Below are 13,721 nucleotides of genomic sequence, written 5' to 3' on the forward strand. Positions count from 1 at the left end.
CGGAAGGCACGATGCTCTACTGCGAGATCGTGGCGTATTGGACCGCAAATACAGGGGAGATCCGCAGAGCGGCGTGTTCGGATCCGATTTCGTCGCTCACCGCGGTGGCGACCTCGGTGGCAAAGCAGACTCAGGCAGCAACCGCGGCGCCCGCACGTAGAGATCGGGCGCCGCGGCACTGGAGCTGATCAGCGAACAACCAGAGTCGTTGTCATGACTGCTGTGGGGGAACCACACTGACCGGTTCGGGATTGGTCAGTTCGCCGTCCTTCATGGTCAGCACGATCATCTGGTTGCCGCAGATCGCTTGCATGCCGGGGATCGCCGTGCCGTTGCAGGTGAAGGTGATGCCGTCGCCGGCGGGCAGCGGTACATCGGTGGCACTGCGCAGCGCGTCGCCCACGGTTTCCTTCGTGACGTCACCGGTCAGACCCTCGACAGCCCGCACGAAGCCGAGCATGCTCTGGTAGCCGGTGACCGCGAAGCCCTCGATGGGGGTGTCGGGGGCGTATTCGGCCATGACCTCGCGGAACAGGACCGACTCGGGGTTGTCGGAGACCGAGTCGCCGCTGCTGAAGATCTTCATGTCCTCCACCGCGGCCGGACCGACCGCCGAGACCACCTCGGGCGCCGCGCAGGTCTGCGGTGACATCGGTTGTGCAGTCGACCCCAGCGTGCTCAGCGCCTTGAGAACCGACGTGCAGACAGTGGATTCCCCGTAGACCAGGACGCCCTGCGGGTCCTTGTCCAATCCGGCACTGACCTGCGGGGTGGCGTCGGGGGAGCCGAACGGGATGGTGATGAGCTCGAACTCCATGCCTTTGGAGCGGAAGGCCGGGCCGCCCATCCGTTCCAGCGTCCCGGTGGCGGCAGGACTGTCAATGCTATAGGCGACAGCCGTTTTCCAGCCCTGCTCCTCGCCATAGGCGGCCATCGCCTGGGTGGTGTTGGAACCGGCAGTCCAGACGAAGGAGTTCTCACTCATGATCTCCGCCGGGCTGCCGCCGAGGGCGGTGGCGTAGGGAATTCCGGCGCCGGTGATGATCGGGTTGATGATGCTGCCCAGTCCCGTGCTGGTGACGACCACTGCGGGCAGGTTCTGCTCGACCATCTGATTCGCACAGTTGCGTGCCGCTGTTGGTTCTTCCTGCGTCTTGCAGACCACCAATTCGATCGGGCGGCCTGCGATCCCGCCGAGATTGGCGTTGGCGTACGCGGTGGCGGCCTCGGCGGCCTCGCGCGTTTCCGGCTGTGAGATCGCCTGTCCGCCCTCATTCGTGATGAGTCCGATCTTCACCGGTTCACCCGAGGCCGCGTTGCCGGCGTAGGCCCCGGAGGGGACGGCAGCGGTCGAGTCGGCACCGGTGCCGCCGTCGGCGGAACCATCTTCATCGTCACTACTGCATGCGGTCATGGTCGCGAATACCACCGTTGCGGACGCGACGGCTGCTGCGAGCCGCAGGGTCCTGGTTCGACGAGGGGTCTTCATGAGGTTACCTTTCGACGTACGGCTCGTGCCGTTCCTTGATCTGTCATCGGGATTCTTGAATTCGTATACATGCGCGAAATTGATTGATTCGCTGCGTCTTCGGTCAGCCAGCGGGGCCTGTCGATCACTTCACGGCATCGGCGGGAAGCGCCGCACCGACACCACCCCCGGGGTCTGCGTGTTCACCGAGGTAGGCCTGTTCGATGCGCGCCGGATCGGCCTTGAGCTCGGCCGCGTCTCCTTCGAGGACCTTCTCGCCGTGGCGTAGGACGACGGCAGTGTCGGCGACCTCGAGTGCGAGGGCGACATGCTGCTCGACCAGGACGATCGCGGTGTCGGTGTCGTCGGCGACCTGCCGCATCACCGGCAACAGGCGTTCCACGATCACCGGCGCAAGTCCCATGCTCATCTCGTCGATGAGCAGCACACTCGGGTTCTGGGCGAGTGCCCGTCCGATGGCCAGCATCTGCTGCTCGCCGCCAGATAGTGCGCCCGCCGCAACCTTCAGTCGATCACCAAGCGCAGGAAAGTAATTGAGGATTCTATCGCGCTCCTTTGTCCATGTGCGGCGGGCCGACACGGCCAGACGAAGGTTCTCCGCCACCGTGAGCGTGGTGAACAGGGCTCGGTTGTCGGGGACGAGCACGAGCCCGGCACGCGAAGTACCGCGCGCGTCTCCGGGATGTAGCCTCGTGCCGTTGACCTCGACGGCCCCATCGAGGCTCGGCAACAGGCCCGCCATGGTCAGCAGGACGGTCGTCTTGCCGGCGCCGTTCGGCCCCAGCATCGCCAGGATCTGTCCGTTGTTCAGTTCGAGATCGAGGCCTCGGACACAGGGCCTGCCCTTCGTGTAGCCCGCTGCGAGATCGTCACATCGAAGTACCGTGGTCATGCGTGCAGCTCCTGTCCGCTGTGGGTTGCTCCGAGGTAGGCGCGGGTCACGTCGGGATTGCGCCGCACCTCATCGGGTGTGCCGACGGCGATCGGCCGACCGAGGTCGAGGACCACGATTCGGTCGCATACCTCGAGAACGAGCTCCATGTCGTGGTCGACCATGACGATGGTGGTGCCGTTGTCACGGATGGCGCGGAGACGGTGACCGAGCCATTGACTCTCGCCCGTGTCCAGGCCGGCCGCCGGCTCGTCGAGGAGCACCACACGTGGCCGTCCGGCGAGTGCCCGTGCAACCGAGACCAATTGGCGCTGTCCCTGGGAGAGCTCGCGGACCGGGCGGTCGAGCACCTTGTCGAGATGCAACACCTCGAACAGCCGGGTCATCTGTGCCGCATCCAGGTGTGGACGTCCACCTCGCCGATGTCGCGACGCCGTGGTACCGACCTCGACGTTCTCACCGACGGACAGGTCGTCGTAGAGATCGATGCCCTGGAAGGTCCGCCCCAGGCCGGCCCGACTGCGCTGGTGCGGGCGGAGTTTCGCCAGCGGACGACCTTCGAGGCTGACCCTGCCCTCGGCTTCGGCGAAACCACTGATCGCGTCGATGAAGGTGGTCTTGCCGGCACCGTTGGGTCCGATGAGTCCGATGATCTCGCCGTCTCGGACATCGAAGGACACGTCGTCGAGTGCGGTGACGCCGCCGTAGTGGACGCCGACACCCTGGGCGGAGAGGATCACCTCCCCGATCTCGCGGGCCGGGCCGCGAGCAGCGACGTCCTCTGGGTCCAGGGATACGTCGAGGTCGGTCTCGATCGTGGCGTCCGTGGACTTGCCGAATCGCGCCTTGAGCTGATCTATCCGCTTGTAGACACCCGAGATGATGCCCTCGGGACTCGCGATAATGGTGACCACCAGCAGGATTCCGGTGATGACGTGGTAGTACTCGCCGACGTTGGCGACGCGGTCGAGGAATACGAACATGATGCCACCGGCCCCCATCACGCCGGCCAGCATCGCTCCGGACACACAGGTGATCCCCGCGAGATAGCAGATGGCGAACATCGCGATGCCGCCGATGGCGGTGAAGGCCTCGGGAACGGCCATGGTCTGCTGGTAGGCCATCAGCGACCCGCCGATACCGGCGATGAACGCGCCGATGGCGAATGCGACCAGTTTGATACCGGACACGTTGATCCCTGAGGCCGCCGCCGAACGCTCGTTCGCGCGGACCGCGAGCATCGACGCACCGAGGCGGCTGGTCCGCAGGGCGACGACGGCGAGTGCAAGCGCCACGAGGACGGCCAGGCAGACGATTCCGAACGAGATGCGCGGGTAGGAGTCACCGACGCCGATACCCAGGTCGATGCCGAACAACGATGGGGGCTCGACCTTGGCGCCGTCGATGCCGCCGTTGAGGCTGTTGTTGCGGAACCAGAAGGCTTCCAGGAACACCGCCAGGCCGAGCGTGACCACAGCCACCGGCAAGCCCCGGATACGTAGCGCCGGAAGGCCGACCACGACGCCGACAACCGTGGCGACCAACGCCGCGAGGATCGGGGCAATCGGGAAGGCTATCCCCATGTCCATCGTGAACCGGCTGAGCATGAACGCTGCAACGCCGCCCAGTGTCAGCTGCGCCAGCGAGATCTGGCCGGCGAAACCGGTGACCACGACCTGTGACAGGGCGATGATGGCCAGCGTGAACGTCATGATGATCGCGCCGCGATAGCTGCCCTCGGTGAATACGAGGAATCCGAGCGCGATCACGGTCCACACGGTGGCGACCACCCCGACGTTCCGCGGGCGCCGCGCCACACCCAGCGTGTTCTGGATGATCGCTCCACGCGTGGGCAGCGGTTTGCCGCGGAACACGAGGAAGAGCAGCATGATGGCCAGGGGGATCAGTTCGGCGACACCGGATTGCGGGATCCAGTCGACCGTGGACTGCAGATGTGTCATCTCCGACTGCAGCACGCCGATGCCGAGGCCGGCCGCGACGGCGGGGCCGATCGCGCTGAAGTTGCCGACCAACGCGGCGGCCAGTGCGGGCACGATGAACAACGTGTAGGAGACCGGGATGAGCGGGACGATGGGTGCGATCAATATGCCCGACAGGCCCGCGACCATGGTGCTCAGAGCCCAATTGGCATAGGCGATGCGCTCCGGCGACAACCCGGTCACCAGCGCTCCGGTCTCGGATTCTGCGGCAGCTCTGGTCGCCAGTCCGAACCGGGTGAGTCGGAACGCCAGGATCAGCAGGACGGTGATCACCACGATGAGGCCGGCGAACCAGAGGCGGTCGGCCGGGACCCGGATGTCGCCGATCTCGAAGATGCCGGTCGGCAGGATCGGGTCGACGGTCACCGGCGTGGTGCCGATGCGCGCGGCGAGCAGCGCCTGGATGGCAAGCATCAGCGCGATGGACGCGACGGCCTTCGCCGTCGCCGGTGCGGTGCGCAGCAGGCGAAAGACCGCGAAGTAGAGCAATGCACCAAGGCCGGCGGCGATCAGTAGCGAGATCGCCATCGCGGGGAACAACCCCAGTGCGCCGCCGAGGTCGAGGGTGGTGGGGAAGCCCGGGATCGGTATGAGCAGCTCGCCATCGCGGAGATAGGCATAGGTGTAGGCCACGTAGAGCGCGATTGCGCCGGTGGCGAAGTTCACGACGCCTGAACTGCGATAGGTCATCACGAGGGCGAGGGCGAGCGCCGCGTACACGGCCCCATTGCCCAGGCCCAGCATCAGGAATTGGATGTCTTGTGTCATGGGAATCTCTTCGATGCTGGTGGCAGATGGTGATCGGGTTGGTGCTACTCGCCGCCGACGATCGCGGCCTCGGTCAGGTTGCCGTCGTCGAGGGTGGCGACGACAGATCCCTTCCCGCACACGGCAGGCAGCTGTGGGTTGGCGCTGCCATTGCACGTGAATGTCAGACCATCGCCGGCGGGTAGGACCACGTCCTGCGCGGACCGGATGGCGGCTGCGATCGCGGCGGGAGCGGTGTCGGTCCCGTCGAGCGACTGCGTGGCCCGGACCAGTCCCAGAACGCCCTGATACCCGACGTAGGCGTAACCCGAGATATCGGTCTCCGGGTTGTATTTGTCGATGACGCTGCGATACAGCTCGGCTTCGGGGTCATCGCCGGTGGTCATCGCAGCGGTGAAGATCTTCGTACCGTTGATCGATGGGCCGACAGATGCGACGACATCCGGTGTCGCGCAGGCCTGGATGCCCATCTTCTCGCCGTCGTATCCCAGCGTGCCCAACGATTTCAGCGCAGATGTGCACAGCGTTCCCTCGCCGACCACGACGACCCCCTCCGGGGAGTCGGCCAGGCCTGCACTGACCTGCGGAGTGGAGTCCGGGGTCCCCGGGGGAATGGTCACGATGTTGAGATTCACGCCGTTGGCCTCGAACGCGGCCGCACCGAAAGCCTGGAGGCCACTCACCGCGGCCGGCACATCGATGGTGAACGCCGTGACGTTCTTCATGTTCTCGGTCTTGGCGTGCGCGGCCATTGCCTGCAGGCTCGACGGGAACCCGCCGGACCACAGGAACGAGTTCTCGTTGGTCAGCTCCTGCATGCTCTGTCCCGACGCGGACACATAGGGGATACCCGCCCCGGTGATGATCGGCACCAGGATGTCGCCCTGACCGGTGGTGGTGACCACGACCGCGGATACATCGCTCTCGACCATGCGATTGGCGCAGTCGCGTGCCGAGGCCGGCTCTTCCGCGTTGAGGCAGGTGACGAGCTCGATCGGATATCCGCCGATGCCGCCGAGCTGATCGTTGGCGTAGTCCGCCGCGGCTTCGGCGGCCATCCGATTGTCGGGCTGTGAGATGGTCTGGCCGCCTTCATTGTTGATCAACCCGATCCTGATGGGCGTGCCGGATGCCGCGTTGCCCGGGAACGATGCGGACGGTTGTGCGACGCCGGACTCGCCGGACGAGGAGGCGCCGTTGTCGTCGGAACAGCCGGCCATCAGTGTCAGGGCGACGACGGCGGTCGTCGCGGTCAGTAGTTTGCCGGGACGAAGTCCACGCAGGGGATTCATCTGCTTCCTTTTCGGTCTCGCAGGTCGCACCGGTCGCGGAGAGGACTCTCGAGATCGTCCTATCTCGCGTAGATGACCTAGATAACTATGTGTGATGAGTCACTATTGCATAGTCGTCGGGCGGATGTCACTACTTCGCGCCAGCTTTCTGATCTCGCATCGGCCGTCGCCGGGCCTGCATCCCGGTGTTCCTGTGTTCGGGTGGGCTGGAATGTGTGTCGAATTCGCATATCCATCCTCACGAGTTCGTTTTGTGAGTTAACATAGTCATATAAGTGCTACTGGATGTGAAGGGAGTGGGGCACGTGACCAGCGGTGAGGTACTCGAGGTCCAGGGGGCGGCGGTTCCGGCGGAGCCGGTGGCGCAGCGCTACGTCGGGAAGGTGGCGCTGGTCACCGGTGCGGCGAGGGGGCAGGGTCGTGCGGTGGCGGTCCGGCTCGCCGCCGAGGGTGCCGACGTCATCGCCGTCGACATCTGTGCAGACTTGCCGACCACGCAGTATCCGGGCGCGTCGCCCGAGGATCTGGCCGAGACCGTTCGCCTGGTCGAGAAGCATGGCCGCCGCATCGTCAGCTCGCAGACGGATGTTCGTGACTTCGCGGGCATGCGGTCGACTGTCGAGGAGGGTCTCTCCGAGTTGGGGCGGCTCGATGTGGTGGTGGCCAACGCGGGTATGACCACCGCGGCCCCTGCCTGGGAGATCACACCGGAGAACTGGGAGGCATCGATCGGCGTGAACCTGACCGGCGCCTTCTACACGGCGAAGGCAGCGATTCCGGCGATGATCGAACAGGCGACCGGCGGTGCGATCGTCTTCGTCAGTTCCACCGCGGGGCTACGTGGCCTGCCGCTGCTGGCTGACTACGTGTCGGCGAAGCACGGCGTCACGGGCCTGGCGAAGGTGCTGGCCAATGAGCTCGGCATGCACCGTATTCGGGTGAATTCGATACATCCGTTCGGGGTGGAGACCGGACTCAAGGTGGCCGAACTCCACCCGCAACTGGAGGCGACGCCGGCGTATGCGCCCTTCTATCAGGCCACTCTGCCGGATCGGATCAGCCAGGCCGACGACATCGCGGCGGCGATCGCCTGGCTGGCGTCTGACGAGGCGCGGCATGTGACCGGGGTTCAGTTGCCCGTCGACCTCGGTCGTGCCAATCGCTAGTGTCCCGCGGGACGCCGGGCGCCAAGTCGGAGCCCGACGCTTGTTGCCGGAGCAGACATAGTGAACTATGTTAGATAGGTATCTGCACAGCGGCGCGGCGCATGTCCGATGGCCTCTGCTCGCGACAGGAGTTGTCCATGCTCACAACACGATTCACCGAACAGTTCGGGATCGACCATCCCGTCGTCCAGGGTGGGATGATGTTCGTCGGTCGCGCCGAACTGGCGGCGGCGGTCTCCAACGCCGGTGGCCTGGGCATTATCACCGCGCTGACCCAGCCGACCCCCGACGACCTCGCCGCCGAGATCGCGCGCTGCCGAGCGCTCACCGATAGGCCCTTCGGCGTCAACATCACTCTGACGTTGTCGATCAACCCGCCGCCCTTCGCCGAGTACCGGCGGGTGATCATCGAATCGGGCATCTCGGTCGTGGAGACCGCCGGGTCCGATCCCACCGTGCACATCGAGCACTTCAAGGAGCACGGGATCAAGGTGATCCACAAGTGCACCAGTGTCGCTCACGCGCTCAAGGCCCAGCGGATCGGCGCGGACGCGGTCAGCATCGACGGCTTCGAGTGCGCCGGCCATCCGGGGGAGGACGACATCCCCGGGCTCGTGTTGATCCCGGCCACGGCGGATGCGCTGTCCATCCCCTTCGTCGCGTCTGGCGGATTCGCCGATGGCCGTGGGCTGGCCGCGGCGCTCGCGCTCGGCGCCGACGGCATCAACATGGGAACCCGCTTCATGTGTACCGAGGAGAGTCCGGTGCACGACAACATCAAACAGCTCATCGTCGGCGGTACGGAGAAGGACACCCGCCTGATCATGCGTCAGTTGCGCAACAGCATGAGGGTCGCTCGTAACACGGTGAGCGACGAGGTGATCGACATCCTCGGGCAGGGCGGACGGTTCCGGGACATCAAGGACCTGGTGGCAGGAGTGCGTGGACGGCGGGTCTTCGCCGAAGGCGACCCCGAACTCGGCGTGTGGACGGTGGGACTGTCGCAGGGTCTCATCCACGACATACCCTCCGCCGGGGAATTGGTGCGCCGCATCGCAACCGATGCGGAATCGGTGATACGGGGCCTCGACGGCCGCGTCGTGGTCGCCGACGCAGCCGTGGCCAGGGGGGCGAGCTGATGGGCGGCGATCGGACGGACGAGCCGGATGCCCCGGTGCTCGTCGAACGGGACGGCAACGTCGCTGTGATGACCCTGAACAGGCCGGACCGGCGCAATGCCATCAACCGTGCCATGCGCAAATCGATCAAGAAGGAACTGTGGCGCGCCGACGCCGACGACGAGATTCGCGCGGTGGTCGTCACGGGCGCTGGGTCGTCGTTCTCGTCGGGGGTGGATCTGCCCGAGGCGCTGGCGGGTCCGTCGCCGAGGACCGAGGGACCCACCCCCACCCAGGTGCTGCGGGCGATCTCCAAACCGGTGATCGCCGCGGTCAACGGACCCTGCTATACCGGCGGTTTCGAGTTCGCGGTGAACTGCTCCTTCATCATCGCGTCCGAGGAAGCCGTGTTCGCCGACACGCATGCGCAGATCGGGCTGCTCAACGGATGGGGTGGCAGTGCGCTGCTGCCCCGAACGGTCGGGTTGGCGGCCGCGATCCAGATCATCCTCGGCGGTGAACCGTTCGATGCCCAGACTGCGCTGCGGCTGGGTCTGGCCAACGAGGTCGTCGACCACGATCGGCTGATGGAACGGACCCTGGAGATCGCGCACGCCATCGCCGGCGGGCATCCCGGTGCGGTGCAACGCATGCTGCGACTGCTCAAGGACGGTGCCGGCGCGTCGGTCACCCAGGCACTGGCGCTTGAGGCCGAGGCCGCGGTGTCGTTTCGCACCAGCGGTGGAGAGATCGGGGCGCGCTACGGCAGACAACGTTCGACAATCGGGGAGTGAAGCACGATGACCACATCTGCCACACCCGGCCGTGCGACCCGCGGCGCCGCGACCTCGGCCCACGAGCCGGATTCCTCCTGGCGTGAACGCCTTGGCGCGCTACTCGACGACTTCCGGCGTCGGCCGCGGCCCGCCACGTCGCACGAACGCTTCGCCGCGGCGGTCGCCTGGCAATCCGAGCTCGTGGATGCCGGTCTGGCTGCGCCGGGCTGGCCGGAGGCAGTGGGTGGGTTGGGCCTCGACCTCACCGATCAACTCGACTACTACCGGATGATGACCGCGGCCGGTGCACCGAAACATCCGTGCAGCCTGTCCTTCATTGTCGCGCCGACGCTGATCGTGCACGGCACCGATGCGCAGCGACAGCGATACCTCGAGCCACTCCTTCGCGCCGACGAGTTCTGGTGTCAGGGATTCTCCGAGCCGGGCGCGGGCAGCGACCTCGCCTCGCTGTCGACGCGTGCTGTGCGCGAGGGCGACCACTACCGAGTCACCGGGCAGAAGATCTGGACCACGATGGCCGACCGTGCCGACTGGATGTTCGCATTGGTGCGTACCGGCGAGCCAGGACGTGGCACATCCGGTGTCACCTATCTGCTCATCGCGATGGATTCACCGGGTGTCGAGGTCCGTCCGCTACGGGATGCGGCCGGTGGGCGGCACTTTGCCGAGGTGTTCTTCGACGATGTGGTGGTTCCGGTGGCGAATCGGGTCGGCGACGAGGGCGGCGGCTGGTCGATCATGCGCACCTCCCTCGGGCATGAGCGCGCCACCGCCTTTCTTGCCGACGAGTTCAAATACCGGACGACCGTCGACAAGGTGGTGCGTCTCGCCATCGCGCAGGGGTACCGCGACGACGCACTCGTGCGGCAGCGGATCGCCGAACTCGAAACCGATGTGGCGACGATCGCGACGAACAGCGCTCGGGCGCTGGGGGCCGTTCTGCGGGGCGAGGATCCGGGCAGTGTGGCTTCCATCAACCGCTTGGTCAAATCCGAGTTCGAGCAACGGATGCACCGATTGGCGTTGCGCTTGACCGGCCCCGGTGCGGTCCTCGGTGGCCGCTCATTCGGCGCCGTCGACGGCGGACGATGGACCCACGGCTACATGATGACCCGCGCATCAACCATCGGCGCGGGTACGGCGGAGATCCAGCGCAACACCATCGCGGAATCGGTGCTGGGGCTTCCGTCGCACCGCGGCGAGGGTCGTCGTGCGCCTGCGGTTGCGCCGGGGCGGCCGTTGGCGGCACCCGATCCCGATGAGGCCGTCGTCCGGGAGACGGTCGCCGACATGGTGGCCGCGCTGGTGGCTCCCGATCGGCTGGTGAGCGGTGAGGTGGATCGTGCGCAGACGTGGATGTCGCTCGTCGATTTCGGCCTACCGGGCCTGGCTGCGGCGCAGGCGTGGGGTGGGGGAGGAGCGCCGCTGGGCCTGCTGTGTGCCGCGGTCGAAGAGGCCGCCTACCACCTTGCGCCGGTTCCTTTGGTGCCCACCATCTCTGCACTCGCACTGTTGACCGAGGCGGGCGCACAAGAGCACGCCCGCCGACTCATCGATGGGGAGCGCGCGGTGGTGGTGGTCGCAACCGACGACGCAGGCTGGCGCATCGGCGCGAGCGCCGACCCCGCGGGACTCGTGACCATCGCCGAGGGGGTACTGTCCGGCACCGTCGGTCGTGTGGTCGGAGCGCCCGACGCCGACGTCCTCGTCGTCCTCGCGCGGGAAGCCGATTCGGGTGAGCTCGTGATCGCCGTGGTGGAGCAGGCCGACGTGCAGCTCATTCCGGAGGAACCGCTCGACCTCACGGCCTCGGCCGCCCAGGTGAACCTCGACGGTGTCACTGGGACGGTCGTGGCCTCGGGTGACACCGCTCGCCGCGCGAGTGTGTACGCCCACCGGGTCGCCTTGCTGATGATCGCGGCCGATTCGGTCGGCGTGGCCGCCCGCGCGGTGGCGATGGCGGTCGACTGGGCTGGACAACGCGAACAGTTCGGCCGGCCGATCGGCGAGTTCCAGGCGGTGTCGCATCGGTGCGCCGACATGCTCGTCGATACCGAGAGCGCGCGCAATCAGGTCCAGGCCGCCGCAGCCGTCGAGTCTGACCCCGACAACGCCGAGCCTGCAGTGCTTCTCGCGGCAGCGCAGGCCCTCAGTGCGGCCGTACGTGTGACGGAGTCGTGCATCCAGGTGCACGGCGGCATCGGGTTCACGTGGGAGCATCCGGCTCACCTTCTGCTCCGTCGGGCGCTCTCGAACGAGGCGTGTTGTGCCAGGCCCGAGGCGTTGCGCGACCAAGCGGCCGAACACGTTATCTCTCGGATCGAATCCGCCTGATTCGGCCGACGCGCGTCATCTGTTGGCGGCAGTACACAGGGCCCGTTGGCAAGTGATTGCCTACGGGCCCTGTGTCAACCGCCCTGCGCGGAAGCGGATCCTTCCGGGAACCCCTCAGTCTCCGGAATCGGGGTCACGGTAGAACGCCGCGAGTTGCGCGGTGGCCGCGCCCAGACCGAGCGCGAGGGACGTCACCAGTGCTCGGTCTCCGGTGAGGCGCCGATCCCAGCCGAGCGCCCGGTCGACGCTCCACCGGCCGGGACCGGTGCCGGCCAGAACTGCCGACGCCACTGCGAGGTTGGTGACGTACTCCCAACCCTCGGCGGTGATGAAGAAGCCGTTGCGTACGTGCACCGACCGGGCAGCGACGGCCATGGTCCCGATGCCGGCGGCCGCGGCCGCCGGTGTGGCGGCTCCGAGTACGATGGCGCCTCCGGCACCCACCTCGACGACCGCACTCGAGACAGCCTGGATGCGCGGCTGCCGAAAACCGATGGAGCCGAACCATCCCGCGGTCCCGGACAGCGATCGCGCGTGTTTGACGCCGTGCGCGATCAGCGTCCCGCCGATGGCACCCCGTAGCAGCAGCGGGGCGATCGAGCCGACACCGGATGTTGTCTTCGATCCGGGCAGAACACCGCTCACCCTAGACGTCCCATTCGAGGAAGATGTTGCCGTTGGGTCCGAGCTGTCCTCCCGACTCCGTGGGATGCGAATCGGCCGCCAGCCGGTAGTTCGGGATGAGGCGGTGCCACTCCTCCAGTGCTATCCGCAGCTCACGTCGGGCCAGGTGCGAGCCGAGGCAGCGGTGCGGGCCCGCGCCGAACGCGATGTGGTTGTTGGGGCTGCGGTCGAGCTGCACCTCCTTGGCGTCGTCGAACGCCGCCTCGTCGCGGGTGGCCAGATTGAGCGGCAGACACACCATCTCGCCGGCCTTGACCGGACAACCAGCGATCTCGACGTCCTCCAACACTTTTCGTGAAGGAATCACGATTGCGAACGCGCGCAGCATCTCTTCGATGGCCGAAGGGATGAGGTCGGGGTCATCGACGATGGCCTGACGGTCCTCCTGGTGCGTCGACAGGTGCAGGAATGTCGTTCCCAGGGTGGCGGTGACGGTGTCCAGTCCGGCCATGAACATCAGGATGCAGAACGACTCCAGGTCCTCCTGAGTGGCCGGTTTGCCGTCGATCTCGAACTCGATGGCCTTGCTGATCAGGTCGTCCTGCGGCTCCTTGCGTCGCTCGTCGATGAGAACGCGGAAGTATTCGGTGAGTTCGACGGTGGCCACACCGCGGCGGCGTGCGGTCTCTTCGGCATCGCCGGAGACATGTAGGATCTCGTCTTCCCAATGCAGGAACTTGTCCAGATCCTCGAACGGCATCCCCATGAGCTCGAGGAAGATGAACGACGGGTACTGCAGTGCGAAGTCCTGCATGAAGTCGCAACGACCCTTCGTGGCGATCTCCTTGATGAGGGAGACCGCTCGCTCGCGCACCTTGTCCTCGAGTCGTTCGACATGCTTCGGTGAGAACAGTGGATTGAGCTGCTTGCGCCATTGCTTGTGCTCGTCACCGTCGAGCATCTGCGGGATCCACCGGAACGTCGGATTCGGATTGAACACCGTGACAGCGGTGTTCGAGAACACCTTGGCATTCTGATACGCCTTGATGATGTCCTCGTAGCGGGTCACGATGTAGTGGCCGTTGGCGAATTCGTTGCGGATGATGGGCGCCTCGTCGCGCAGGCTGTCGTAGCGGGCCAGCTTCTCGCCGAAGTCGAGTTCCGCATAGTGATTGAAGTTGTGCACCGGGCACGTCGGTGCTTCTGCGGACGTCTGATCGGTGGTGCTCATGATCTCCTCC

The 13,721-nt window shown here is 66.2% G+C and carries 10 protein-coding genes; 4 read left to right on the forward strand and 6 right to left on the reverse strand.

The window, feature by feature from the left end; all coding sequences use genetic code 11:
• Positions 1 to 211: 211 nt before the first annotated feature.
• From NWF22_RS15440 to NWF22_RS15455, 4 genes are all read right to left on the reverse strand, one after another.
• Positions 212 to 1,489, reverse strand: a complete 1,278-nt coding sequence (locus tag NWF22_RS15440; protein WP_160903523.1) for an ABC transporter substrate-binding protein — start codon at positions 1,487 to 1,489, stop codon at positions 212 to 214.
• 124 nt (positions 1,490 to 1,613) lie between these two features.
• Positions 1,614 to 2,381 (reverse strand): ABC transporter ATP-binding protein, encoded by a 768-nt coding sequence (locus NWF22_RS15445; RefSeq protein ID WP_160903522.1) that lies wholly within the window; start codon positions 2,379 to 2,381, stop codon positions 1,614 to 1,616.
• Positions 2,378 to 5,149: a branched-chain amino acid ABC transporter permease/ATP-binding protein gene (locus NWF22_RS15450; RefSeq protein WP_160903521.1), complete on the reverse strand. Its 2,772-nt coding sequence runs from the start codon at positions 5,147 to 5,149 to the stop codon at positions 2,378 to 2,380. The genes NWF22_RS15445 and NWF22_RS15450 overlap by 4 nt, the downstream gene beginning before the upstream one ends.
• A 44-nt stretch (positions 5,150 to 5,193) precedes the next feature.
• Positions 5,194 to 6,441, reverse strand: a complete 1,248-nt coding sequence (locus tag NWF22_RS15455) for an ABC transporter substrate-binding protein (RefSeq protein WP_160903520.1) — start codon at positions 6,439 to 6,441, stop codon at positions 5,194 to 5,196.
• Positions 6,442 to 6,800: 359 nt separating this feature from the next.
• On the opposite strand from NWF22_RS15455, the gene NWF22_RS15460 reads away from it, so the two are divergent.
• The 4 genes from NWF22_RS15460 to NWF22_RS15475 all read left to right on the forward strand — a co-directional run bounded on the left by NWF22_RS15460 (position 6,801) and on the right by NWF22_RS15475 (position 11,856).
• Positions 6,801 to 7,607, forward strand: coding sequence for a mycofactocin-coupled SDR family oxidoreductase (locus NWF22_RS15460; protein WP_160903722.1), 807 nt, complete (start codon positions 6,801 to 6,803; stop codon positions 7,605 to 7,607).
• Between the two features lie 137 nt (positions 7,608 to 7,744).
• Positions 7,745 to 8,746, forward strand: coding sequence for an NAD(P)H-dependent flavin oxidoreductase (locus NWF22_RS15465; RefSeq protein WP_160903519.1), 1,002 nt, complete (start codon positions 7,745 to 7,747; stop codon positions 8,744 to 8,746).
• Positions 8,746 to 9,519 (forward strand): enoyl-CoA hydratase-related protein, encoded by a 774-nt coding sequence (locus NWF22_RS15470; RefSeq protein WP_160903518.1) that lies wholly within the window; start codon positions 8,746 to 8,748, stop codon positions 9,517 to 9,519. The genes NWF22_RS15465 and NWF22_RS15470 overlap by 1 nt, the downstream gene beginning before the upstream one ends.
• Before the next feature lie 6 nt (positions 9,520 to 9,525).
• The gene (locus tag NWF22_RS15475; RefSeq protein WP_160903517.1) at positions 9,526 to 11,856 is read left to right on the forward strand and encodes an acyl-CoA dehydrogenase family protein; all 2,331 of its coding nucleotides are present in this window, start codon (positions 9,526 to 9,528) and stop codon (positions 11,854 to 11,856) included.
• 114 nt (positions 11,857 to 11,970) lie between these two features.
• Here NWF22_RS15475 and NWF22_RS15480 read toward each other — a convergent pair whose 3' ends face one another.
• Together NWF22_RS15480 and NWF22_RS15485 are read right to left on the reverse strand one after the other, a co-directional pair.
• Positions 11,971 to 12,501: a DoxX family protein gene (locus NWF22_RS15480; protein WP_258321164.1), complete on the reverse strand. Its 531-nt coding sequence runs from the start codon at positions 12,499 to 12,501 to the stop codon at positions 11,971 to 11,973.
• Position 12,502: 1 nt separating this feature from the next.
• Positions 12,503 to 13,711 (reverse strand): cytochrome P450, encoded by a 1,209-nt coding sequence (locus NWF22_RS15485; RefSeq protein WP_160903516.1) that lies wholly within the window; start codon positions 13,709 to 13,711, stop codon positions 12,503 to 12,505.
• Between the last annotated feature and the right edge of the window lie 10 nt (positions 13,712 to 13,721).

Origin of the sequence: Gordonia mangrovi (assembly GCF_024734075.1) — a bacterium.
Classification (GTDB): Bacteria; Actinomycetota; Actinomycetes; order Mycobacteriales; family Mycobacteriaceae; genus Gordonia; species Gordonia mangrovi.